The organism is Chryseobacterium piperi, from assembly GCF_002285635.2.
In the GTDB taxonomy this organism is placed as follows: Bacteria; Bacteroidota; Bacteroidia; order Flavobacteriales; family Weeksellaceae; genus Chryseobacterium; species Chryseobacterium piperi.
In genome coordinates, this window is sequence record NZ_CP023049.2 from 4,082,997 (window position 1) to 4,107,073 (window position 24,077).

Annotated in this window: 20 protein-coding genes, 1 tRNA gene and 1 pseudogene; 14 read left to right on the forward strand and 8 right to left on the reverse strand. The window is 34.4% G+C overall.

Going from position 1 to position 24,077, the window contains the following annotated elements; all coding sequences use genetic code 11:
• The first annotated feature begins 416 nt into the window (after window positions 1–416).
• From CJF12_RS17830 to CJF12_RS17885, 11 genes are all read left to right on the forward strand, one after another.
• Complete coding sequence (locus CJF12_RS17830) at window positions 417–4,988, forward strand: fibronectin type III domain-containing protein (protein ID WP_051887386.1); 4,572 nt, start codon at window positions 417–419, stop codon at window positions 4,986–4,988.
• 1,002 nt (window positions 4,989–5,990) lie between these two features.
• Window positions 5,991–8,045: an ATP-binding protein gene (locus CJF12_RS17835; protein ID WP_034687260.1), complete on the forward strand. Its 2,055-nt coding sequence runs from the start codon at window positions 5,991–5,993 to the stop codon at window positions 8,043–8,045.
• A 98-nt stretch (window positions 8,046–8,143) separates the two neighbouring features.
• A complete protein-coding gene (locus CJF12_RS17840; protein ID WP_034687262.1) occupies window positions 8,144–8,515 on the forward strand; it encodes a hypothetical protein in 372 nt (123 codons plus the stop codon).
• Between the two features lie 44 nt (window positions 8,516–8,559).
• Window positions 8,560–8,760, forward strand: a complete 201-nt coding sequence (locus tag CJF12_RS17845) for a hypothetical protein (RefSeq protein ID WP_034687264.1) — start codon at window positions 8,560–8,562, stop codon at window positions 8,758–8,760.
• A gap of 252 nt (window positions 8,761–9,012) precedes the next feature.
• Window positions 9,013–9,279 (forward strand): hypothetical protein, encoded by a 267-nt coding sequence (locus tag CJF12_RS17850; protein ID WP_034687267.1) that lies wholly within the window; start codon window positions 9,013–9,015, stop codon window positions 9,277–9,279.
• Window positions 9,280–9,466: 187 nt separating this feature from the next.
• Window positions 9,467–10,111, forward strand: a complete 645-nt coding sequence (locus CJF12_RS17855) for a hypothetical protein (protein WP_034687269.1) — start codon at window positions 9,467–9,469, stop codon at window positions 10,109–10,111.
• A 3-nt stretch (window positions 10,112–10,114) separates the two neighbouring features.
• Window positions 10,115–10,336, forward strand: a complete 222-nt coding sequence (locus CJF12_RS17860; protein WP_034687272.1) for a hypothetical protein — start codon at window positions 10,115–10,117, stop codon at window positions 10,334–10,336.
• Between the two features lie 191 nt (window positions 10,337–10,527).
• Entirely contained in the window at window positions 10,528–10,758 is a 231-nt protein-coding gene (locus CJF12_RS17865; RefSeq protein WP_034687275.1) for a hypothetical protein, read from the forward strand.
• Between the two features lie 12 nt (window positions 10,759–10,770).
• Complete coding sequence (locus CJF12_RS17870; RefSeq protein WP_034687277.1) at window positions 10,771–11,001, forward strand: hypothetical protein; 231 nt, start codon at window positions 10,771–10,773, stop codon at window positions 10,999–11,001.
• A gap of 320 nt (window positions 11,002–11,321) precedes the next feature.
• Window positions 11,322–12,527, forward strand: coding sequence for an NUMOD4 domain-containing protein (locus tag CJF12_RS17875; RefSeq protein WP_034687280.1), 1,206 nt, complete (start codon window positions 11,322–11,324; stop codon window positions 12,525–12,527).
• Window positions 12,528–13,308: 781 nt separating this feature from the next.
• The gene (locus tag CJF12_RS17885) at window positions 13,309–13,878 is read left to right on the forward strand and encodes a GNAT family N-acetyltransferase (protein ID WP_034687285.1); all 570 of its coding nucleotides are present in this window, start codon (window positions 13,309–13,311) and stop codon (window positions 13,876–13,878) included.
• 135 nt (window positions 13,879–14,013) lie between these two features.
• On the opposite strand, the gene istB (CJF12_RS17890) is transcribed toward CJF12_RS17885, so the two are convergent.
• Entirely contained in the window at window positions 14,014–14,757 is a 744-nt protein-coding gene (gene istB / locus CJF12_RS17890; protein WP_095591070.1) for an IS21-like element helper ATPase IstB, read from the reverse strand.
• A gap of 41 nt (window positions 14,758–14,798) precedes the next feature.
• Window positions 14,799–16,457: an IS21 family transposase gene (gene istA / locus CJF12_RS17895; RefSeq protein ID WP_228423513.1), complete on the reverse strand. Its 1,659-nt coding sequence runs from the start codon at window positions 16,455–16,457 to the stop codon at window positions 14,799–14,801.
• Window positions 16,458–16,605: 148 nt separating this feature from the next.
• On the opposite strand from istA (CJF12_RS17895), the gene istA (CJF12_RS17900) reads away from it, so the two are divergent.
• The 3 genes and pseudogenes from istA (CJF12_RS17900) to CJF12_RS17910 form a co-directional block, all read left to right on the forward strand.
• Window positions 16,606–18,165 carry an IS21 family transposase gene (istA, locus tag CJF12_RS17900; protein ID WP_034686118.1) on the forward strand — a complete coding sequence of 520 codons (1,560 nt, stop codon included), beginning with the start codon at window positions 16,606–16,608 and terminating at the stop codon, window positions 18,163–18,165.
• 59 nt (window positions 18,166–18,224) lie between these two features.
• Entirely contained in the window at window positions 18,225–18,968 is a 744-nt protein-coding gene (gene istB / locus CJF12_RS17905; protein WP_034686117.1) for an IS21-like element helper ATPase IstB, read from the forward strand.
• A 102-nt stretch (window positions 18,969–19,070) separates the two neighbouring features.
• Window positions 19,071–19,295 (forward strand): annotated as a pseudogene (locus CJF12_RS17910) (site-specific integrase); the annotation flags it as partial.
• A 90-nt stretch (window positions 19,296–19,385) separates the two neighbouring features.
• Here CJF12_RS17910 and CJF12_RS17915 read toward each other — a convergent pair.
• The 6 genes from CJF12_RS17915 to CJF12_RS17940 form a co-directional block, all read right to left on the reverse strand.
• A tRNA-Cys gene (locus CJF12_RS17915) sits at window positions 19,386–19,456 on the reverse strand.
• 50 nt (window positions 19,457–19,506) lie between these two features.
• Entirely contained in the window at window positions 19,507–20,022 is a 516-nt protein-coding gene (locus CJF12_RS17920; RefSeq protein ID WP_084675671.1) for an RDD family protein, read from the reverse strand.
• A gap of 27 nt (window positions 20,023–20,049) precedes the next feature.
• Entirely contained in the window at window positions 20,050–21,420 is a 1,371-nt protein-coding gene (locus CJF12_RS17925; protein ID WP_034686114.1) for a DUF4403 family protein, read from the reverse strand.
• A 25-nt stretch (window positions 21,421–21,445) separates the two neighbouring features.
• Entirely contained in the window at window positions 21,446–21,814 is a 369-nt protein-coding gene (gene folB, locus CJF12_RS17930; RefSeq protein ID WP_034686113.1) for a dihydroneopterin aldolase, read from the reverse strand.
• A complete protein-coding gene (gene thrC, locus CJF12_RS17935; protein WP_034686112.1) occupies window positions 21,811–23,124 on the reverse strand; it encodes a threonine synthase in 1,314 nt (437 codons plus the stop codon). Before thrC ends, folB begins: the two co-directional genes overlap by 4 nt.
• Window positions 23,125–23,149: 25 nt before the next feature.
• A complete protein-coding gene (locus CJF12_RS17940; RefSeq protein ID WP_034686111.1) occupies window positions 23,150–24,070 on the reverse strand; it encodes a homoserine kinase in 921 nt (306 codons plus the stop codon).
• Window positions 24,071–24,077: the final 7 nt, after the last annotated feature.

The window sequence follows — 24,077 nt, forward strand, 5'->3', positions numbered from 1 at the left end:
GAATTTTTAATTTACGATATTCTATTTCGATACTAGAAATAGATTTTTTCATCATTTGTGTTTTTTGCGGCCTCTTCGGAGGTCGTTTTTTGTTGATATAAGTAAAGTATTTTTTTACAAATCAGTTACTTTAAATCTTAAACTGTTTGTAATAATTACTTTTAATCGGTTTTCTAGTGTGTGAAAAATATTTTCATAACTGAGGAATTGATTTCTAATATAAAATGAGTACATCATCATTTGAAAATTAAAGAATACATCATAAAAGAGCTCTTATATGCCCTTGTATGCTTGATATTTTGAATCAAGAATCCTTTATGATATTGTAAAATTATTATAAAAAATATTAATATGTATACTAAATATTAGTAAAAAACGATTTAGATTTGTAGGATTAATATAAATAATGATAACTTATGAAGAGATTTTCTATTTTTTTAATACTTCTTCTTTGTTTGATCGATGTGGGGTTATATGCTCAAGGCCCGACAGCTTTGCCATATGTTCAGGATTTTTCCACGGCAAATGATCTCACACTGGTTAATGGAAGTCAAATCAATAAATGGGAATACGGTTCCGCGACAGGTAATGCAGCGAGCTCCATTTATATTTCGAATAACGGAGGAACAACTAATGCTTATACAACAGGTAACACGAGTATAGTTCATGCTTATAAGGATGTTCTCATTCCGGCAGGTTCTACCGTGGCTACTTTAGCATTTGATTGGAAAGCAGGTGGGGAAAGTACATATGATTATTTAAGAGTTTGGCAGGTACCTGCTACTTTTACACCAACAGCAGGAACTCAAATTACTGCCGGAGGGGGTAATATTCAGGTTGGTCAATTTAACCAACAAACCACATGGCAGACTTACCTTAGTACAACGTTAAGCGTCAATAGTTTTGCCGGTAATACAATGCGTCTTGTATTTGAGTGGGTTAATGATGATAGTGCCGGGACACAACCACCTGTAGCAATTGATAATATCAATTTGTCAATTCCTACATGTCTTTCACCTTCTGCTCCGGTTGTATCGGCAGTAACGGCTACTACAGCGACATTGGGCTGGACTGCACCAACTCCTGCACCAGGCGTAGGATATGAGTACTATTTTAGTACAACCAATACACCTCCTACGGCAGCAACGACCGGAACAGCGGCTACCGGAATATCAGCAACCGCAACACCACTTTTACCAAATACAACGTATTATTGGTGGGTGCGTTCAGTTTGTAGTGCTACTGATAAAAGTATCTGGATTGCAGGATCTAATTTTACGACTACACAAGTAGCGGCCACTATTCCGTATATTCAGGATTTTTCTACCGGAAATGATTTTGGATTTAGTAACGGGACGCAACCTAATAAATGGGTATATGGTTCAGCTACAGGGAATCCTGCAGGTTCTATTTATATTTCTGACAATGGAACTGCAAATAATTATAATACCGGGCTCAGCAGTATTACTCAAGCCTATAAAGATATTCTTGTACCAGCTGGAACTACTACCGCTACTTTATCATTTAATTGGAAAGCAGACGGAGAAAGTTCTTATGATTATTTAAGAGTTTGGTTGGTACCGGCTACTTTTACTCCGACTGCAGGAACTCAGATTACTACAGGAGGGGGAAGAATCCAGCTGGGAAACAATTATAATCAACAAACGAGCTGGCAGACTTTTCTTGATCCGGCTTTAGATATCAGCAGTTTTGCAGGAGCAACAATGCGTTTGGTCTTCGAATGGAGAAATGACAGTAGTGGAGGTACACAACCGCCAGTAGGAATTGATAACATTAGCTTATCTATTCCTACATGCTTAATACCGACTGCTTTAACTTCATCTGCTATTACATCTAATTCTGCAACTTTAGCATGGACTGCACCTTCTCCAGCTCCGGCCAATGGATATGCATATTATATCAGTACTTCAAGTACACCACCGGTTGCAGGAACTGCTCCATCTGGAACAAGTACAGGAACTTCAGTGACATTGCCTTCTCTGGCTCCGAATACAACCTATTATTGGTGGGTGAAATCTGTTTGTAGCCCAACAGATAGTAGTATCTGGGTTTCAGGTACAAACTTTACCACAACACAAATACCGGCAACTATTCCATATAACCAGAATTTCTCCGGAGCGAATGATTTTGGCTTTACTAACGGAAGTCAGCCTAATAAGTGGGTGTATGGTTCGGCTGCTGGAAATCCTGCGAATTCTATTTATATTTCAGATAACGGAACTGCAAATAATTATAATACAGGGCTTACCAGTGTTACCCAAGCTTACAGAGATATCGCTGTTCCCGCAGGAACTACTGCCGCTACTTTATCATTTGACTGGAAAGCAGACGGGGAAAGTTCTTATGATTATCTAAGGGTTTGGCTGGTACCTGCATCTTATGTTCCTACTGCTGGAGTTCAGATTCCAACAGGAGGAGGAAGAATTCAATTAGGAAATAATTATAATCAACAAACGAGCTGGCAGACTTATTTTAATACCAATTTGGATTTAAGCACTTTTGCCGGGACGACAATGCGTCTGGTATTCGAATGGAGGAATGACAGCAGTGGTGGTACTCAACCTCCGGCAGCTATTGATAATATCAATTTGATTATCCCTACATGTAAAGTGCCTACAGCGATGTCTGTTGGAACAATAACATCCAATTCTGCAACAATAAGCTGGACAGCACCATCTCCGGCACCAGGGATGGGATATGCTTATTATCTTACAACGACCAATGTGCCACCAGTTGCAGGAACTGCACCAACAGGAACAAGTACGGGGACCTCAGTGACATTACCGTCTCTTGCTCCAAATACGACTTATTACTGGTGGGTAAAATCTGTTTGTAGCTCAACGGACAGCAGTCTTTGGGTTGCGGGTCCTACTTTTACTACCACACAAATACCGGCAACTATTCCATATAATCAGAATTTCTCCGGAGCAAATGATTTTGGATTTAGTAACGGAACTCAACCTAACAAATGGGTATATGGTTCAGCTACAGGAAACCCTGCAAATTCTATTTATATTTCAGATAATGGAACTGCAAATAATTACAATACAGGGCTAAGCAGCGTTACTCAAGCGTACAGGGATATTCTTGTTCCTGTAGGAGCTTCTATTGCTACTTTATCTTTTGATTGGAAAGGGAATGGAGAAAGCACATACGATTACCTAAGAGTATGGCTGGTACCTGCATCATTTATGCCTACTGCAGGTGTACAGATTACAGCGGGTACAGGAAGAATACAATTAGGAAATAATTATAACCAGCAGTCTACATGGCAGTCATATCTGAATGCTAATTTAAACATCAGCAGCTTTGCAGGTACTACCATGCGTCTGGTATTCGAATGGAGAAATGACAGCAGTGGTGGTACTCAACCTCCTGCTGCCGTAGATAATGTAAGGTTAATTATATGCAGTACTGCAACACCTACTGTAACGGTGAGTGGTATTACTCATAATGCTGCTAATATTACATGGCCTCAGGATATTGGAGGCGCATCTTATAATGTAAGATACAGACCTGTAGGTTCTGGTGGAGCATGGACTACAGTAAGTGTTCCTGCTGTTGTTGCTCCGGCAACAACGAATAGCTATAGCTTGACAAACTTACTGCCGGCAACTTTATATGAAGTAGAAGTAGCTGCAGTTTGTAACAGTATTCCTGGGAATTATTCTCACAATGAATTTTTAACAAGATGTGATCCTACACCTCCAAACGTTACGGTAAGTAATATTACTACAACTTCTGCCTTGATAACTTGGGCGCCACTTGCAACCAGCTCTTCTTATAAAATGAGATATAGAATAGTGGGCAGTGGTAATACAGGATGGAGTGCTGATATTATATTACCTTTAGCGCCAACCAATACTTATCTTTTACCAGGCCTTAATGTTTATACTACTTACGAAGTTCAGGTTGCGAATAAGTGTGATAACGAAACTACGTATAACGGATGGTCGTCTCCTGCGGTATTTACTACGGAGAGAACATGTGATTTACCGCCTCCGGGATTAACGATCACTAATTTAACACCAATCACTGCTACGGTAATCTGGGATTCTTTCCCTGGAGCTACTTATATCCTGAGATATAGAAAAGTAGGTATTCCGAGCTGGACTACAGTGGCGTTAACCAACAATAATTATATTATTACAGGATTAACCGAACTGACAAAGTATGAAATGGAGGTTGCTAATGTGTGTAATGGTACACCGGGAACTTATACACCTCCTTATTACTTTACAACACCTACCGTAGTTTATTGTCAGATGTCTTCCGGAAACTCTGCGAGTGAATTTATTTCAAAAGTTACGGTAAAGCCTACAGGTAAACCAACGATGGAAAATGCTTCTGACGCATCAAACTATTCAGACTTTACAGGAGATCCTACGAAATTTATAGAATTGATTCAAGGTTCTACAGGGAATGAGATTTCCATAGAAAAATCATGGACCGGAAATAACTATGATGAAGGAATAGCTGTGTGGATTGACTTTGATAGAAATGGATCATTTGACATTGATGAAAGAATTCTGGTATCTTCACCGAATACTACAACACCTGTTAAAGGGACTTTCAATGTACCAACTGATGCATTTATCAGTACTACGGATTATAAATATGTAGTGATGAGAGTGGCTATGCAAAGAGAAGGTATTCCTGTAAATTGTTTAAGTTTCGCAAATGGGGAAGTTGAAGACTATACCGTGAGGATTTCTAAAAATCCAGTGCCTAATGCAACTAATCAAACGGATATCTTGATTTATCCTAATCCGGTGAGCACAGTGTTGAATGTGAAGAATATCAGCAAAAGAGCAAATTATAAACTTTATAATGCAGCGGGCCAGCTGGTATCTAGTGGGATTATCTTAAACAATAAGATTGATGTAAGCAGATTGATTAATGGAGTATATGTAATCGACATCGAAGATGTTCAGGGTTCGGCTCAAAAGAAATTTATTAAAGAATAATTGATCAATCAATTTTAGATAGAATAAGCCCTCAGAAATGAGGGCTTATTTTTTTTAAACATATAAGAGTTTTGCTTTTCCTTGTTGTAATAAAAAGCTCTTCTGATATCAGAAGAGCCAATAGACAGAAATATGATGTATTAAAAAGTGTTTCAAATAAAACTTCCCGATTAAGGGAAGTTATGATTATCAGTTCCTTTAAGTCAGAAGATAAACACTAAGTGATGAACTAATAAAGGATTGTTATTCAAAACTATTAATAAAAAATTCACCAACTTATGATTTGAGTCATAAACTAAGGATTATTTAACCCTTAGTTTTAAGGTATCAATCCAAAGTCATAGTAAACCATCTTCATCAATGGTTTCATTACCCTCAGTTTACTGAGGGTTTTAAAATGATACTACTACCGTTAAATTTTAATTATACTCTCTGATCCCCAGTGCCATGCTGGGGATTTTTTTGATTAATAAACACAAAAAATCCCTAAACTGTTAAGAATAGGGATTTCTTTGAGGTACCTAGCGCTCTTGAATCCATATAACAATAAAGCCTAATATATATTCATTTCATTGATTTTAAGTGTTTTATATAGTTGTTAGAAAATAGTAAAACTATATAAATACCAATAGACGACCCCTGTTTTAGTCCCTGATTTTAAAAGTAGGGACTAAATATAAATAAGGGTATTCAAAAGAAACAATTTCTAAGTTAATAATTATGCGGTCTGTGTATAAAGATCCAACTAAGGCTCCGGAGGAGATTTACAAGCCAATTGGTTTGACTAGAGCAAAGTTTTATCGTTATGCTAAAATTCTTGATAATCATACGAATGAAGAAATAAAAAAATGTCGATAAAAAAGTAGTAATTTAGATTGTATCATAACTACGACAAACTATAAAATAGCTATGAGAGAAGGTATTTAAAAGCAAACGAGCTATATAAAAAATCATTATAAGTATATAAAAATTACGTAATTTGCCTAATCTATACAGTACAAAATGGAAACACTATCCGCAACATCAAATATTGCTAATAAAGTAAGAAATACGAGGTTACCTCGTACAAAACCTTTAATGCCATTGTTCGAAGTAATAAGTAACTCTATTCATTCGATTGAAGAAGCGGAAAAAGCTGCTCTTTTGAAGAAAGCAGAAGGAGAAATTGTTATAAAATGTATAAGGAAGGGCGGCGATGACGTACTAAGTAGCCTTCCGGAAATAGATAGATATCCAATTCATTCTTTTGAAATCATCGATAATGGTATAGGGTTAAATGCTGACAATTTGAAATCATTTGTTGAGGCTGACACAGACCATAAAATAGAAATAGGAGGCAAAGGCGTTGGAAGATTTGTATGCCTGAAAGCTTTTACTGAACTTAATATTTATAGCCAATTCAGAGATGAAAGTGATAGTTTAAAAGCTATTTCTTTTGATTTTAGAAATACTAAAAAAGGCTTTCATAATATTGAGGAACCTAAGCCTATATATGATTCTACAGGAACTAAAGTAGTGCTTAAAACGTATAAAGAAGATTATCAGAAAAATCTTGATTTTGATTTACATTCTGTTGCTAAAGAGATAGTAGCCCATTTTCAATTATACTTCATTAGGGAACAAGTTCCGAAGATAATAATAAGAAATCAAAATAATGTTGAATTTAATTTGCTTAACCTTTATAATGCAGAGTTCAAAAGTGATGTCCAAAAGAGAGAGTTTAATTTAGATGGCGAAGATTTCATTTTGTTCTTAACTAAATCTCTTGAATTCCAAAGCCATAAAATACACTTTTGCGCTCATAACAGAAGTGTTGTTAATGAAGGCTTATATACAAGAATAATAGATTTAGGCAGATCTTTTATAAAGGACGAGCACGGTGAAAAATTTTTTTATCAAGCTTACGTTGTAGGAGATCTTTTAGATGAGTATGTAGATACAGAGCGAATCGGCTTTAATTTTCCTGGCGTGGATGATGGAACAGAAGAAGAGTCATTATATATTAATTTATCAAGGCTGAGAAGAGCTTCTGTTAATTGCATTGAAGATATCCTATCAGATTTCTTGAAATCAATAAGAACCCAAAAAGTAGAAAATTATAGACCTACTATCACTGAAGAACTTCCGCAATATAGAAGCACATTAAACTACCGTAAATCTGAAGTAATGAAACTTGCTCCTGATCTGCCAAAAGAAAAACTTGATATCGAATTATATAAAATTGAGGCAAAGTGGAGATTAGAAGTGAAGGAAGAAAAAATAAAGCTTCTGGATGAAAAAAAAGATATCACAAATCATGAGGAATATGCTAAAAAATATGAAAAATTTTTAGCAGAATTTAATGAGATTGGTAAATCTGACTTAGCCAGATATGTAGTACATAGACGAACTATAATAGAATTACTTGAGAATCTGATTGGAGTCAACTCTGAAAGTAAATTTGAAAATGAAGATTTATTACATAATATTTTCTTTCCAATAAGAACAACATCTGATGAAATCACACCAGACAAGCAAAATCTTTGGTTGATTGATGAAAGATTAACGTATCATTCATTTCTGGCATCAGACAAAACTTTCAATAGCATTAACGAAGTTTCTCAAGATAGCAAAGACAGAACAGATCTCTTGATTTATAACGAAGTCTTTGCATTTTCTGATTCAAAGATGGCCCCCCATAATTCTTTCACAATTGTAGAGTTTAAAAAGCCGATGAGGGATAATTATCAGGACTATAATGAAGAAAAAAATCCAATTGAACAGACTGAAAAATACATTGATAGTTTATTGGACAAGAAAGTAAAAGGACGAAATAGAAGAACGATCGAAGTAACTGACAAAACTCCTTTCTATGTTTATATTATTTGTGATATTACTCCTTCATTAGAAAAAGTTTTAAAAAACAGAGAGTTCGGAAAAACTCCTGATGGTAAAGGCTATTTTAAAGTTAAAAGTAAATACTACTCTGCATATTTTGAGGTATTGCCATTTGAAAAAGTATTAGATGATGCTAGAAAGAGAAATAGAATACTCTTTGAAAAGCTCAACATTGACTAACTTTAATAGATCTATAATTAAACAAAACCAACATTTCACAGAATAATCAAATCTTAGATAAGGGAAACAAAATAGTCTTAAAAAACGATCAATTAACTATGAACAATTATAATGGTCAATTTGAACACAATTTTTTTGTTGTAATTGAAGCAGATAATCATGATACCTGTTTAAAATTTGCATCATATATTAAAAAAGCAATAGAACCTTGGTTTTTACAAACGGAGAATGTCACCGAGCATAAATCAGCTCGAAAAGGAGATGTATTGAGACGTGATATATCTGTGAAGCATACTGCATTTGCTAATGATATTATTATCTTCAATGAAATGCTCCGTACACTAATATGGAATTATAATTTATATTTTAATGTAAAAATACATATTGATGACAGGGGTACGTTACCCAAGGATAGTAGAAAAGAAATCAAAAAAAATTTAATTGACATTAAAATCTCACAAAAACGATAGAAACCTAATTGTATATTTATATTTAAAAAATAACTAAAATACCTATGTCAACAGATCAGATATTAACCGGAATTGGACTAGTTGGAATTGGTGGACTTATAAAAAGCTTTTTTGATTTTTTAGTGGCAAATAGAAAATTAAAAAATGATGCTAAACAGTCAACAAAAGAAATAAGATATAAAGCAATAATTTTAATGTGTTATGTGCTCGTAAATTATGATAAAGAAAAACAACTCTTATTATAAATCGCCCCGATATAGATTCTATAGACAGGCTTAAAAATGAAATCTCTATAGAGTTTATAAATATGTCACTTTTTGGATCTGATAATGTAATAATAGCAATGAAGAAGTTTATTTTTGAACCAGACGTGACAGCATTAAATAATTTAGCAATTGCTATGAGAAAAGATTTATATGGTATTCGGACTAAACTAAACCGTGATCATTTCAATATAGAACTATAATTATTTATTCAACAAATAGTCTCAAAAAGTGATGGAAACAAAAACTAGCTTTACAATAAATGATTTTATTTCATTTGGAATCACATTATTTATAGCTTTCATTATTTTGATTATAAATTCCGATATTATTCTTTTAATCTATAATTGGGCACTTTCATTAATCGAAGATGTAAAATACTTTTCTATAGAGACTCAGGCTTTATTTATTACTCTATTAATCTTGACTATTTCAATGTTTATATTTAATAAAATTATAGAAAAATTTCTTCAGGTTTTAAAAAAGAAAAATAATAATTAATATCACAAAGCGATTAGATGGAAGATAATTTGAATTTGTCTGAAAGACAGGGAAGTTTACCGAATGTCTATAAATACTATTGAAGAAAGAATTAGAAAATTAATTAATGAAACTCCCCTCAATTTTTACTTAAAATGAAAACTCATAAAAGAGCGTATTTGACAAAAATATATAGGAAATAAATATTATGAACACTGATGAATTAATAGTCAAAATTCAAGAGATTGACAATATCCTACCTAAAAATTCAAAAGAATGGACAAATTCTATTTGTTATTCATTTTTTATCACTACAATTCAATTTGTAAAAAACTATGTGGGCGAAAATACTGAATTTTATAAAGCTCTTTATGAGGCAAATAAAAATCAATATACAGATTCTGAAAATAAAAAAGCTTGGATTGCTAAAGAAGTTTTAAAATCTCTCAAAGATTACTTAAATTTAGATTTAGATCTATTTGCATCAGAAAAATATAATATAAAAATAGATATCATTAGCGATTTTATGAGACAAGCTATAGATTTAGCAAATGATAAAAAATTTCACCCAGCAGCTTCGGCAATTTTAATGGGAGCATCATTAGAAGAATATTTAAAAGAACTTGCAGAAAAGGAAAAAGTAAATTTAGATGGAATAAAAATGACAATTGATCCAATCTCTAAAAAAATATATGAGGAAGAAATCATTAATAAACAAGATCTAAAAGATATTACTTCTTGGGCTGGAATAAGAAACGAGGCGACTCATGGAAATTTTGACGAAGTTAATGACAGAAAAAGAATATTAAATGCAATTGAAGGTGTAAATCTATTTATGAGAAAATATAATTAAAAAATGAAAACAAAAGAAATTAATATAGGCGACAAAATTTTTCACAAGTCAAATTCAACAATAGTTTGGGTTGTGGAAAGAATTACAGATGATGAAGTATCCTGTTCAACAGTTATCAAAGAAACATTAGAACAAAAAAAAGAAACTTTTACAATTACTTCAATTGAAAAATGTTCAGAGCCAACTTTCTACGTTTCTAAAAGGACAAATAATAATAGATATTAATACTATAACTAATAAGGTATTGGTAAAATGCAGACTTAATTTTACTTTTTAGGAAATTTTACAGATTTGCAAGATGAAAAAAGTTTTTGCTCAGTCCAGTTGTTAACTGAATCTTCCTGCTTTGAAAGTCTACACTTCTCCAATCATCATACTTTGTCGATATACAAAACAAATCTCAAAAAAAGATATCTATGAAAACACCAATATATGATCTACTTTTGATTGCCAGAAATTTTAATTCAAACAGAGAGATGTTATTACCATTTCTAATGAGTAATGCATTGAAGCTCAAAGATGATGAAAAAGATTTCATTAAACAAGTATATAAAGATGCATTGAAAGAAAGTGGACTAACTGATGCTCAAAAAGAAGTAAAAGCAGAGTTATATTATAACGAGAATTTTAGTAATAATCGTCACTAATAATATCAAAAAATGATGGAAAATACTCATATTAAGAATGATATATTAAAGATTAATATAGATTATTTGATGCAAAGCTTTAATGTTCCTGAAAATGATGCAAGAGTAATTGTTGAGAATTATGAAATTGACTTCTTGACAAAAAATTTAGATAGCCATTTGAATACCCCTTTTCAAGTAATCTATGAATATAATGATGGTACTAAATTGTATAATCTTTTGAAAAAAGAAGATAATAAATAATCTCAAAACCCGATAAAATGAAAAAATATAAAATTTTACTATTTATTTCAATATTTGGAATTACTGTCGCAATCATCACTTTATTATCATTTCGAATAGAGTTATTACAAGATTTAACAGTAAAGATTCTTCTCTCATTATGTACAGTTTTGGGTCTTCTACTTGGAAAAATATTAGATAATTTTTATAATCAAAGAGAGAATGAAGAAAGAGGCTGAAGAAATAGGTGAAGAATAGTTATCTGAATCTCAAAATTTGATTAATTAGTCTACAAAATTCGATAAAATAATAGATTCAGGTATACTTAATAATTTTATTTTATGAAACTGCCACAAGAACTAGAGGACGAATATGTAAAAAAAGTTCTCTATAACCATTCCTTAGAAAACCTTCCGTATGAGCAATGGAAGCAGATTGAAGGTTTTGAGAATTATGAGATATCCAATTACGGAAGGGTGAAGAGCCTGAGTCGTCTTTCTCATATATCATTAGGAGGAGAACATTGGGTTTCCCAAAAAATCCGAAAGTTACTTTTTACCAAACAGTATAATAACTATCTTAAAACTGATGTTTATAATGTTCACTGCGGATTATCTTTGAACGGTCGTAAGTATACAAGATCTGTTGCTCGTTTGGTGTACTATCATTTTGTTGAAAAATTTGATATGGAGGATCGTTCTTTTGTGATTTCATATAAAGATAATAACGTATTTAATAAACATAGTACTAATTTAAAGAAAATTTCAGTCAAAGAGAAACGCCTTAATACCTTTCGTAAGAATCGGGCAAAAAACGTACATGTCGATTACATGAAGCCAGTGAGTCAATATACTATAGGAGGAGATTTTATTGCTAGTTTTGAAAGTATATATGCTGCAGAGGAAAAATTGGGTATTGCTTGTGAAAGCATTATGGATGTTATAAATAAAAACATCTTAACCTCAGGGACATTTCGGTGGTTTTTGCAAGATAATCCTCCTAAAAAAGAGGAGTTTTATATGGTAAAAACTCCAGATACCTTAAATGGGGTACTTAATAAGTATCTGTGGGAGAAGCTTGGTAAACCCTTAATAGACAAAGACAACCCTCCTTCATGTTTTAATTTGTCAATTAAAGATCTTCCCGGAGAGCACTGGGTGTCAATTCCGATTCCCGGTTTTGAATCTCGATTTGTTTTATCTAATAAAGGTAGGGTGAAAAGATTAAGTGGTTGGATTTCAAAAGGAAAGGTTATGTTTTTACAGGAAAAAATTTTATCCCAAAAATTGATCATTAATAGTGAAAAAACGTACTCTCTATCCTGTACATTAAGTAATGAAGGGAAATATGTTCAGGTTGTAATGAGTAAGTTACTCTATTGTTGTTTTGTAGAAAAGTTTGATTTATCAGACAGAAATTTGATGGTCGTCAATGAAAGTAATCCTCAATGGGATATCGATATTTCAAAACTCTCACTATATACGGCTAATTATGTACTGAAGGGAAAATATAGAAATTCTAATAGCCTGGGTAAGGAGAATAATTAATTTAAAGAAATTCCCAGGACGCTTTCCTATTTGGCATACATGAGTATCGACAATTAACCTATCAATCCTCAACTTTTTGTTGGAGATTCAATTTTTAATAAAAATATGTCAATTAAAAATCTCAAAAAACGATAGAATGACTAAAAACAACATTTTTGCAATCAAATTCTGGAGTATATTCATTTTGATATACGCAATTATAACAAAATATACTTTTAATAATTTTGGAAAAGAGATGGCAGTTTATACTATATTAGGAATTGGAGCGATAATTTTTATACTCTTAATTTTTCTTACTCTTCTCCGAATTATTATGTTATTTCTTGATAAAAACCAGAATACTAAAGGGAGTAAATTTCTAATAAGGGTAGAGGAATCTTTTGAAATACTGACTTTTAGAAAATGAGAGAAACAGTAAATTTCAACAACTAATCTCAAAAAACGACAATATGGCAAAACAAAAATATATGCTTCAATTCAGATCTGATAGTTTAGATTATAGCATTATAAATTTCGCATGCCCTATTATGTCAAAGCACACCATATAAATACTGGGTAAATCTTCAAACTGACTGCCTCATAGAAATATATGGGTGATTTTCCTTCAATATTAAGAAAAGGAATAGGTTGAGGAAAATCTAAATAATTCAATTTTCACATGATAATATCAATTATTTTTCATACAACTATGGGTGTTGTTATATAAAAAATTAATTTAATAAAGTATCCTAAGATATTGTACATAATTATCAAAGATTGTTAAATTAGTGACTTTATTATTATGATTTGCGCGAAAAAAATACAAGAAAAAAAAATTATTGAAATTTTAGTAGATAGTTTTGAGAAGATCTATATTGATAACTCAATCAACTTTATAGTTGGATTTGATAAAGATCGTAAAAAGAAATTACAAGGATTATTTAAGTTCCAGTTTAGAATGGCTTTGATGTTCGGGAATGTCTTTATTAATGAAGATAATGATTCTGTTATACTTTTTTTACACTCAAAAAAATTTACTTTCAAAAGATTACTTTTAGAAATTGACCTAGCCTTAAACGTTATTGGCTTAACTAACATTTTTAAAGTGTTAAAAAGAGAAAGGGTATTAAAAAGTAATCATAACAGTACCAATTACATCCATCTTTGGTTGATGGGAACTAAGCCGTCTTCACAAGGTAAAGGTAAAGGAGGAAGACTGATTAGGGAGACTTTAGATTTTTATTCTGGGCATACCATAATTTTAGAAACTACAGCTCCTGAAAATGTTAAGTTTTATCAAAAAGTGGGCTTCCAGATTTTTGAAGAAAATAATGCTCTTAACTATCCACTTTATTTTATGAGACATGTTTAACACTGAGATTATTCGTACAACTTTTATATTGTAAATTCCAGTGATATTGACCACCTAATTCCTGATTAAATTGACCACTAAGAATGAAGTCAAAAAAGGTGTCTAAAAGATGGTTTAAAAATATAAAATAAATCTTTACTCTGAGCTGATTTTCTGATCAGCTTTTTTTCTTCTCATCGATTCTCCTTTAAGGTCTATTCTCAGGGAGTTGTGAACCATTCTGTCAAGTATTGCATCGGCTATTGTTTGTTCCGCAATGACTTCATGCCAGGCACTTACAGGCAGTTGCGAAGCAATAATAGTGGAACGTTTTCCGTGTCTGTCTTCTATAATCTCCATAAAATCCTGACGTTTAAGATTATCCAGGGATTGTAATCCAAAATCATCAAGGATAATAAGATCCTGCTTTTCTATTCGGTCTATCTCTTTAAGGTAAGATCCGTCTGCCTTAGCCATCTTAAGCTTTGAGAAGAGTTTGTTGATGCTGAAGTACATGACTTTATATCCCATTGTACAGGCTTTGTATCCAATGGTAGTTGCGATAAAACTTTTTCCAACTCCTGTACTGCCGGTAATAAGAATATTCTGTTTCTGTGATATAAAATCGCAGGAAGATAATCTTCCAATAGTATTCTTATCAATATTTCTGGAAGAAGAGGCCGTAATCTCTTCCATAAATGTCCTGTATCTGAACTTAGCTGTGGTAATCAATCTTTCTACCTTTCTGCTTTCCCTGTCGTCATACTCGGATTCAATCAAGTAGGCTATAAGTTCATCATTGGTATAGGAGATACTTCCTGTTTCCATTGTTGTGGAAAACGCCCTGTGCATCCCGTGGAGCTTTAAATGTTTCATTTTTTCTAATGTTGCCTGATTCATAGGTTTTGTATTAATGATTTAATTGTTAATGATTGTAGATGTTACTGATAGTATTTTCCGCCCCTTATGTTTTTGTGTTTAGGCAGTTTCTTTTCTTCAAAAAATGCATCGTCATCGGTTAGATTATCCAGCCCTCTTTCCAGAATACTTTTAATCATGGCAAGGCTGTATTTTTCATATCCCAACGCTCTTTTACAGGCATTGTCAAGTCTTATGTTGCCGATCTTTTTTGATAATGAAAGGATTCCCAGGCAGGTTTTATAGGACTGCTCAGGATGCTGTTTCTTTTCCAGGATTTTGATGATGTACTGCTCACAATATTCCCCGACAGACCTTCCCCAAGAGATAAACCGGGAGGGATTCCATTCAGTCATAAACTGATAAGATGAAGGCATATGTTCTTTTACAGTCGTATACTGATATTTAGCCAGGATTCTGTTATGGAATGCTATTCTGCGCTGGTCATAGTAAATCTCGACTGTATTTTTACTAAAAATAATGTTTACTTTTTTACCAATATAGCTGAACGGAACACTGTAATAATGCTGGTCTTTACTTAAATATACATGGCTGGTCTTATGAACGGTAGCACGTGCAGAATGCTTGAGCTGGTACATCATAGCTGGTAGTGGGGATAATGCATGTCTTTCAACCTCACGGAAAACATCAGCCCTGGAATACTTCTTTCTTTTCATGGGAGCTTCATTATATCCTTCCAGCAGGTTTTCTATAGCTTTGTTCAATGCTTCCAGGCTAAAGAAGTGATCTTTACGCAATGGAGCAAAAATGCGGGTATACACAATGCGTACCGCATTTTCAACCAAAGCCTTATCCTTGGGATGATAGGTACGCGTAGGAAGTATTGTAGTGCTATAGTGGGAAGCAAAATCCAGAAGAGAATCAGTGATGACAGGTTCGTACTTATGGCTCTTTTTTACGGCTGTACGCAGGTTATCGGTAACAATAGCTGCGGGAACTCCTCCATAATAATGCAGGGTTTTGGTAAGACTTCCAAGAAAATCTTCTTTCCCCTGGGTTCTTGTAGCTTCTACGAAGGTCATGCCACTGGCTCCAAGTATGGATACGAAGACCTCAACTTCCTGTTGTTCTCCTGTTTCTTTATTAATAATGTGAAGTTTTTTTCCTGTATAATCCACAAAAAGTTTATCCCCAGCCTTATGTTCAATATGCATGGAAGGGTTCACCTTTTTACACCATTCCCGGTAATGATGGCAAAAGCGGGAATATTGGTAGCCTGAAGGGTATTTATCTATGTATTCTTCCCATAGCAGATAACGGGTGACCCCAACACGTTTTAGTTCTTTGGATATGTAAGGAAACAACGATTCAAGTTGTTTTTTAATATTGTCCTTATCCCTTATATCGGTTGGCGGAGTCTCGAATAAATCATCTAAATCTTCATCACTCAGCTCTATCAGCTCGTCATATGTAAGCTGGTGTTCATGGAACAGGCTGATATACTTTTTAGCAGTATTGCGTGAGATACCCAGTTGTTTGCTTATCCGCAATTTACTTACCCCCTGGGTGTATAATCGTAATAATTGTTTAATGTTCAACATGTCTATTCTTTTGTTAGCCATTTGGTATTTTTTGGCTAAGTTATTCAAGACACGTTTTCTGACTTTTTTTTGGTGGTCAATTTGCTCAGGAATACCATGGTCAATTTGCTCAGGAATCAACTGATCATTTTCACAGGATTGAGATGGTCAATTTTGAAGGATTCTACACCATTCTATTCCTCCCAAATTGAGCAGCTGATTCCTGAGCAAACTGACCACCTGAAAATGCCAGAAACCGTGTCTTAATAACTTAGCCAGAAAAATACCAATGGCTAATAAAAAAATAGACATGTTGAACATCAAACAATTATTACGATTATATACCCAGGGAGTGAGTAAATTGCAATTGAGCAAGCAATTGGGTATATCACGCAATACAGCAAAGAAATACATTAGTTTATTCCATGAACATCAGCTTACTTACGAAGAACTTTTGGAGTTGAGCGATGAGGATTTAGACGATTTATTTGATGCTCCACCTACAGAGATAAGGGATAAAGACAATCTGCAAAAGCAACTTGAATCCTTGTTTCCTTACATTTCCAAGGAGCTCAAACGTGTAGGAGTAACCCGATACATTTTATGGGAGGAGTATATAGAGAAGTATCCCTCAGGTTATCAATACTCCCGTTTCTGCCATTATTACCAAGCATGGTGCAAAAAGGTAAATCCATCGATGCACATAGAACATAAAGCAGGCGATAAGCTGTTTGTGGATTATACAGGCAAAAAACTCCGTATCATAGATTCTTCTACAGGAGAGGAACACGAGGTTGAAGTTTTTGTAGGTATTCTGGGAGCCAGCGGCATGACTTTCGTTGAAGCTACAAAAACACAGGGGAAAGACGATTTTTTATCAAGCCTGACCAAAGCACTTCATTATTATGAAGGTGTTCCTGCTGCCATAGTAACGGATAATCTGCGTACAGCAGTAAAAAAGAGCCATAAATATGAGCCTGTGATAACAGATTCTTTGTTGGATTTTGCTTCTCATTACAGCACGACAATACTTCCTACCAGAGCTTATCATCCCAAAGACAAAGCCTTGGTGGAAAATGCTGTACGCATTGTTTATACCCGCATATTTGCGCCCTTACGTAAAGAGCACTTCTTTAGCCTGGAGGCTCTGAATAAAGCCATTGAAAATCTACTGGAAGGTTATAATGAAACACCTATGAAAAGGAAAAAATACTCTAGAGCAGATGTTTTTCGTGAGGTGGAAAAACCTGCACTATCTCCGCTTCCTTTGGTGATGTATCAGTTAAAGTATACTTCCCGTGCCACTGTCCATAAAACCAGCCATGTGTATTTAAGCAGGGACAAGCATTATTACAGTGTTCCCTTCAGCTACATCGGAAAAAAAGTAAACATCATTTACAGCAAAAACAGTGTGGAGATTTACTTTGACCAGCGCAGAATAGCTTTTCATAATAGAATCCATGCTAAATATCAGTACACAACAGTCAAGGAACACATGCCTTCTTCCTACCAGTTCATGACCGAGTGGAACCCTTCCAGATTTATCTCATGGGGAACATCCATAGGAGAATATTGTGAAAAGTACATTATTAAAATACTGGAGAAAAAGCAACATCCCGAGCAGTCCTATAAAACCTGTTTAGGCATATTGTCCCTATCAAAAAAGATTGGAAGCATAAGATTGGATAATGCCTGTAAAAGGGCTTTGGGATATGAAAAATACAGTCTTGCCATGATTAAAAGCATCCTGGAAAGAGGACTGGATAATCTTCAGGATGATGATGATTTTTTTGAAGAAAAGAAACTTCCCAAACATAAAAATATAAGAGGAGGAAAATACTATGAATAACCATTTATAGTCGGAAAAGCAAAATATAATAACAAATAATAATTTTAAATAATACACCTATGAATCAGGCTACTTTAGAAAAAATGAAAGATTTAAGGCTCCACGGAATGCACAGAGCTTTTAACACTACGATGGAAGCAGAAAGCATCTCCTACACCAATGACGAGCTTATCGCTTATTTAATCGAGGCTGAATATGATGACAGGGAAAGCAGAAAAGTTGAAAGATTAATTACCTCTGCCAAGTTCAGATACAGGGCTTTTATGGAAGAAATTACTGCCAGTACTTCCAGAAATATTGACAAGAATACCATCGGAAGATTATCCTCTTGTGATTTTATCTCCCAAAAACAGAATATCCTTATTACAGGAAGTACGGGAGTAGGAAAAAGTTTTATTGCTACAGCTATTGGCTACAAAGCCTGTACAATGGGATATAAAGTAATGTACTTCAGTATTAATAAACTGTTTTCCAGACTGAAAATGGCAAAAGCTGACGGTTCTTATCTCAAAGAAATTGACCGTATAGAAAAACAGGATCTCATTATCCTTGATGATTTTGGATTGCAATCGCTGGATAATCTTAAAAGGCAGGATTTTATGGAAATCATTGAAGACAGACACGGAAAGCGTTCTACGATCATTGCTTCTCAATTACCTGTAAGTGCATGGCATGAAGTAATTGCGGAACAGACAATTGCGGATGCCATACTGGATAGAATGGTTCACAACTCCCTGAGAGTAGACCTTAAAGGGGAATCTTTGAGAAGAAAAAAAGCTGATAATAAAATCGGTGCAGACTAAATAATAATTTTATATTTTTAACCCATCTTATAGATACCGTTTTTGACTTCATTCTTAGTGGTCAATTTTATCAGGAATTAGGTGGTCAGTTTATCCGGAATATACAATCGAGGTAATCAACGAATTGATGAAGTCTTTCCAAAGTATACTTTATTAGGAACTCATGCAGGTCGAAGAACATTCATTTGTAATGCATTATCTTTAGGTATTCCGGCACATGTGGTGATGAAGTGGACTGGCCATAGTGATTATAAGGCAATGAAACCTTATATTGACATTGCTGATGAAATCAAAGCTAGTGCTATGGATAAATTTAATGATCTCTAGTTGTATTTATAAAAATAAAAACAGGAACTTTTTTAATGTCCCTGTTTTAGTCCCTTATAATTGTAAGTCATTGATTTACAATACTGTTTGAGGTACCTAGCGGATTCGAACCGCTGTAGATGGTGTTGCAGACCACTGCCTAGCCACTCGGCCAAAGTACCATTTTTGAGGTGTGCAAATATAAAAATTTTTCTGACTTAAACAAAGTTTTTTATATAATTTCTTTTGTGCCCAAGCTGTTTATATCGCTTTTTAACTGTAATTCAGCTTCATAATTTTTCTTTACAATAACTCTGGTTTGGCTCCATGTATCATGCAGTCCGCTTTTATCTGCTAAAAATGATAATTGGTCAACAAATGGAATCCCTCTGATGATGTTTCTCAGGAGGTAATTGGTTATTGTAGGGGGGGTACCGTCAATCATAATAACTTTGGTTCCGGTAATCCATTTTCCTAAGCTTCTTCCCTTGCTTATAGTTTCGGTAAGGAACATGACCAGAAGATAGGCGGTAAGGGTAACCAGTCTGTCCAGTAAAGGGTGCATATTCTCCATTTCATAGCCTATTTCTTCTACCGAATTACCGGTAACAAGCGCATAAACAACACCGAGTGCCCCGAATGCAATAAGAATAAAGATGTAGCTGAATACAAGATCAATCAGGTAATTGGCCAGCCTCAGACCTTGTGAGGCTCTGTGTCTGTCCACTATTTGCAAATAATTTCTCATGGTTTTTAGTTTTTAGTTTCTTTTTATTTATATCCCATTGACCATTAGTTTTAAGGATGCATTGGTATCAATTACTGCCGTAATTCCCGAGCTGCCTAAAAGTATCTGACCGGGTCTCAGATTAAAAACCCTGCCATTCATTTTCAAACCTTTGTAATATTCTTTATTGAATGCATCTTCAATACTTTTTCTGGAAGTATCTACCAATTCCTGAGTTGGGATACCGTACTCTTCTTCTATCATTTTTACAATTTTTCCCTGGAAAAGCAGACTTGCTGTTTTCTGAAGAATATTCATTGTTTTCAGTTTGAATTTGGTATCAGACAATACAATCTTTTTCTTGATATCATCATATACGGGGATTCCTGAAATCAGGGCCGTTCCTTTGATATATCCTTCTGTCTGAGCTTCAATCATAATTCTGTTGGCAACGGCGTATACTCTGATGTCGGTGATTTTTACTTTCGAGTCTCTTACTTCGTACTCCTTTCCTAAAAACATTTTCCTGGCAATTGCTGAGGCCTCAGTAAAAGGAATATTTGCTGTAGTCTGAAGTGAAAACTGGTCTCCTAAGACCGGAGTGAAATTAAAACTTCCAGCGGTAGTGACTGGTAATGAAGCTGCGGGCTTACTTCCTGTAAAGGTTTCCGAATAAATGTCCATCCCGATATTGGTGTTGATCTGGTTGGCATAAAACTTTAATGGAGTGATGTTGACATTCACAGGGGTTATTTTTAGCCAGGTGTTGTATTCTTCAGAAATATTAAAAGGCTGTGAGAAAACATTCCAGGCCATTACGGCATATTGCTGAAAGTTTAATTGGGTAGCCATTTGCTGATCGATTGTTTTACAGAATTTTTCCTGCTGTTCTTTCAGGCTTTTTTCAACCAGAGCAGTAATGGGAATCTGTATTTTTCCATAATCTAAAACGGGTTTTGTTACCCATTTAAAGCCCATTGGCTGGGTATTGGTAATCATGGTCCAGTTATTCTTAAAGTTGACCGCCGTATTAAAATACATGACTGTTTCAAAGGTTGTATTCTGGTAGGTATAAACGCCCAGTGTACCTATTCCTTTTTCTGCCCATATTTTTAAAGGAACTTCAATGAGCAGGTTTTGATTGGTTCCCCCGACAAGTCTGATAGGACGGGTTTTCCAAACTTTTACCTTAAACTGATCATTATTGTTATCCGTATAAGAATCATCCTGATAAATCATGTCTTTTACAGAAGTATTTATCATATTGCTGATTTCCGATAATGGGATAGTCACCGGCATGGTAATGCTGGATTTTATCTTCGGAAAATTATAATCAGCCAGTTGGTTGTTAACAGTGGTTTGCCCAAAAATATTAATACATACAAGTAAAAATAACAGGCTGGTGAATTTCAAGTTCATAGTTTTCGAAATTGAAAATAATATTTTAGTTATTGGGTTTAAAACTTTTTTCCAGCTCAATGCTGGCACCTTTCATTTCTCCCTGCATAGGGGGCGATGTTTTGGTAATTTTTAATTTAATATAAGAAATTTCAGGAAAACTTTCATAAATCTTTGAAATGATTCTTCCCGCAACATGCTCCAGAAGTTGAGATTTAATTTTCATTTCCTTGTGGATAATGTCGTTAATATCTGCATAACTAATGGTGTCATTTAAATCATCAGATTCAGCAACTTTCCATAAGTCAATATGGAGTTCTGCATTTAAAAGATAGTAAGTACCAATGATGTTTTCTTCAGGTAAAACACCATGGTACGCATATATTTTTAGATCTTCCAAAAAGATTTTACTCATACATCTTGATTTTTATTAAGCAAAAATCGTTTTAATTCTTCAAAATTTGGATTAATTTCTACTGTTTTTTTCTCTTTACCCATTAAATCATTCAATTTTTCTGGAATTTTGATGGCTTCAGGAACTACTTTTTCTATTGATTCCGGGAATTTTACAGGATGTGCTGTTTCAAGGATGAAGCCTTTTTTATGTGGATTTTCTTTCAGATAATTTTCAAGAGAAGTATACGCAACAGCTCCATGCGGTTCAAGAACATACTGGTATTTTTCGTAAACAGTTGCAATAGTCTTTAAAGTTTCTTCATCATCTACCGTGGCTCCTGAAATTTTATTTTTGAGATCCTCAAACTGATGATGAAAGAGTTCTAAGATTCTTACAAAATTACTAGGATTTCCTACATCCATTGCATTGGAGAGAGTAGCGATCGTTTTTTTAGGGGCTAAAATCTGTGTTTCTAAATAATGAGGCACAACATTATTAAGGTTACAGGCCGCTATAAAATGATCTACCGGCAGACCTCTGAAGTAAGCGAGTATGCCGGCACAGATATTTCCGAAGTTTCCGCTGGGAACACAAATAACCGGATTCTCTTTTTCCAATTGCTGCCATTGTTTTAAAGCCAGAAGGTAATAAATCTGCTGAGGTAGCCATCTGGCAACATTAATGGAATTAGCAGAAGTAAGAAATAGACTGGCATTAATTTCTTCATCTGAAAAAGCTTGTTTTACCAGGTTTTGGCAATCGTCAAAGCTTCCGGAAATTTCTAATGCCGTAATATTTTCTCCTAATGCTGTTAACTGCTTTTCCTGAACAGCACTCACCCTGTTTTTGGGATATAGAATAACCACCTCAATTCCCTGAATTTTATAAAAACCATGAGCAACTGCACCTCCGGTATCTCCTGAAGTAGCTACTAACACAGTTACTTTTTTGTGTTCGTCTTTTAAAAAGTAAGATAGGCAGCGGCTCATGAATCTTGCTCCAATATCTTTGAAAGCAAGGGTAGGGCCGTGAAATAATTCGAGTACGTAAATACGATCGTTAATCTTTTTGAGAGGAATTTCAAATGAGATGGTTTCTGATGCAATTTTTCTAAGTTCTTCCTCGGGAATCTCATCTGAAACAAAATCTTTCATACACCGGAAAGCAATTTCTTCATTTGAAAACATATTTAGATTTTCTATAAAATCTTTTTCAAACTGAGGAATTTTTTCGGGGAAAAACAGGCCTTTTTCTTTACCCTGCCCTTTAATCGAAGCGGTTTTAAAACTAACCCGCTCTTTTGAATCTTTTAAATTATAATAGTTCATTGGTATTTTATTTATTAGTGGGTTACTATTCTATAACAGTAATCCCTGAAGGATTGATGTCAGAAACATAGACAAAGCTGGCTACATTGATTTCATCGTACACTGAGCTCATCATACGAGCAATATGTTCGGCAGTTTCCTTCCTTTCGGTGATCATGAAAATAGAAGGTCCGGATCCTGAGATACCACCTCCCAATGCTCCTAATTCCAAGCTTTTTGTTTTGATTTCGTGAAACTTTGGAATAAGAATACTTCGAACAGGCTCTATGATAACATCATTCAGGCTTCTTCCAATTAAGCTGAGGTCATTCTTTTCAATACCGGCAATCAGTCCTGCAATATTTCCCCATTGTGTTATAGCATCTTTAAGGCGAATATCTTTTTTAAGAATTTGCCTCGCATCTGACGTTTTTACTTCAACCTGAGGATGCACGGCTGCAATAAACAAATCCGGAGTATTCAAAGGTATAATGTCAATGGGATCTGAAGATTTCACCAAGGTAATCCCGCCGTAAATACAGGGCGCAATATTATCAGCATGTCGAACCCCGGAAGCTAATTCTTCTCCGAACATGGCAAAATGAACAACTTCTTCTTTGGATAGAATATTTCCTAATAAGATATTAGCAGCATAAGCTGCTCCGGCAGCACTTGCCGCACTGGAACCAAGACCGCTTCCGGGTTTTATATTTTTGTGAATAATAACCTCAAATCCATTCTTCAGATTCAGGTGCTCCTGCATTTTTAATAATACGACTCCTGCTACATTCTTTGAAGCCTCTTCAGGCAGGCCAAAGTGATCTGTATGCTTTATAATGATGTCAGGTGTTTCCAATAGTCTCAACTCCATCTCATCATAAGGGTTATTAATAGCCATTCCTAAAATATCAAAACCGCACACCAGATTGGCGACCGTTGCAGGAACTTTAATTTTTATATTTTTCATATTTATA

Excerpts from the sequence above, each read along its gene's own strand:
- CJF12_RS17840 (WP_034687262.1), top strand. The coding sequence starts at position 8,144 with ATGAACAATTATAATGGTCAATTTGAACACAATTTTTTTGTTGTAATT.
- istB (WP_034686117.1), top strand. The coding sequence starts at position 18,225 with ATGAATCAGGCTACTTTAGAAAAAATGAAAGATTTAAGGCTCCACGGA.
- CJF12_RS17830 (WP_051887386.1), top strand. The coding sequence starts at position 417 with ATGAAGAGATTTTCTATTTTTTTAATACTTCTTCTTTGTTTGATCGAT.
- CJF12_RS17865 (WP_034687275.1), top strand. The coding sequence starts at position 10,528 with ATGAAAACACCAATATATGATCTACTTTTGATTGCCAGAAATTTTAAT.
- CJF12_RS17875 (WP_034687280.1), top strand. The coding sequence starts at position 11,322 with ATGAAACTGCCACAAGAACTAGAGGACGAATATGTAAAAAAAGTTCTC.
- CJF12_RS17850 (WP_034687267.1), top strand. The coding sequence starts at position 9,013 with ATGGAAACAAAAACTAGCTTTACAATAAATGATTTTATTTCATTTGGA.
- CJF12_RS17845 (WP_034687264.1), top strand. The coding sequence starts at position 8,560 with ATGTCAACAGATCAGATATTAACCGGAATTGGACTAGTTGGAATTGGT.
- CJF12_RS17885 (WP_034687285.1), top strand. The coding sequence starts at position 13,309 with ATGATTTGCGCGAAAAAAATACAAGAAAAAAAAATTATTGAAATTTTA.
- CJF12_RS17925 (WP_034686114.1), bottom strand. The coding sequence starts at position 21,420 with ATGAACTTGAAATTCACCAGCCTGTTATTTTTACTTGTATGTATTAAT.
- CJF12_RS17835 (WP_034687260.1), top strand. The coding sequence starts at position 5,991 with ATGGAAACACTATCCGCAACATCAAATATTGCTAATAAAGTAAGAAAT.
- CJF12_RS17860 (WP_034687272.1), top strand. The coding sequence starts at position 10,115 with ATGAAAACAAAAGAAATTAATATAGGCGACAAAATTTTTCACAAGTCA.
- CJF12_RS17855 (WP_034687269.1), top strand. The coding sequence starts at position 9,467 with ATGAACACTGATGAATTAATAGTCAAAATTCAAGAGATTGACAATATC.
- thrC (WP_034686112.1), bottom strand. The coding sequence starts at position 23,124 with ATGAACTATTATAATTTAAAAGATTCAAAAGAGCGGGTTAGTTTTAAA.
- CJF12_RS17920 (WP_084675671.1), bottom strand. The coding sequence starts at position 20,022 with ATGAGAAATTATTTGCAAATAGTGGACAGACACAGAGCCTCACAAGGT.
- folB (WP_034686113.1), bottom strand. The coding sequence starts at position 21,814 with ATGAGTAAAATCTTTTTGGAAGATCTAAAAATATATGCGTACCATGGT.
- CJF12_RS17940 (WP_034686111.1), bottom strand. The coding sequence starts at position 24,070 with ATGAAAAATATAAAAATTAAAGTTCCTGCAACGGTCGCCAATCTGGTG.
- istA (WP_034686118.1), top strand. The coding sequence starts at position 16,606 with ATGGCTAATAAAAAAATAGACATGTTGAACATCAAACAATTATTACGA.
- istB (WP_095591070.1), bottom strand. The coding sequence starts at position 14,757 with ATGAATCAGGCAACATTAGAAAAAATGAAACATTTAAAGCTCCACGGG.
- CJF12_RS17870 (WP_034687277.1), top strand. The coding sequence starts at position 10,771 with ATGATGGAAAATACTCATATTAAGAATGATATATTAAAGATTAATATA.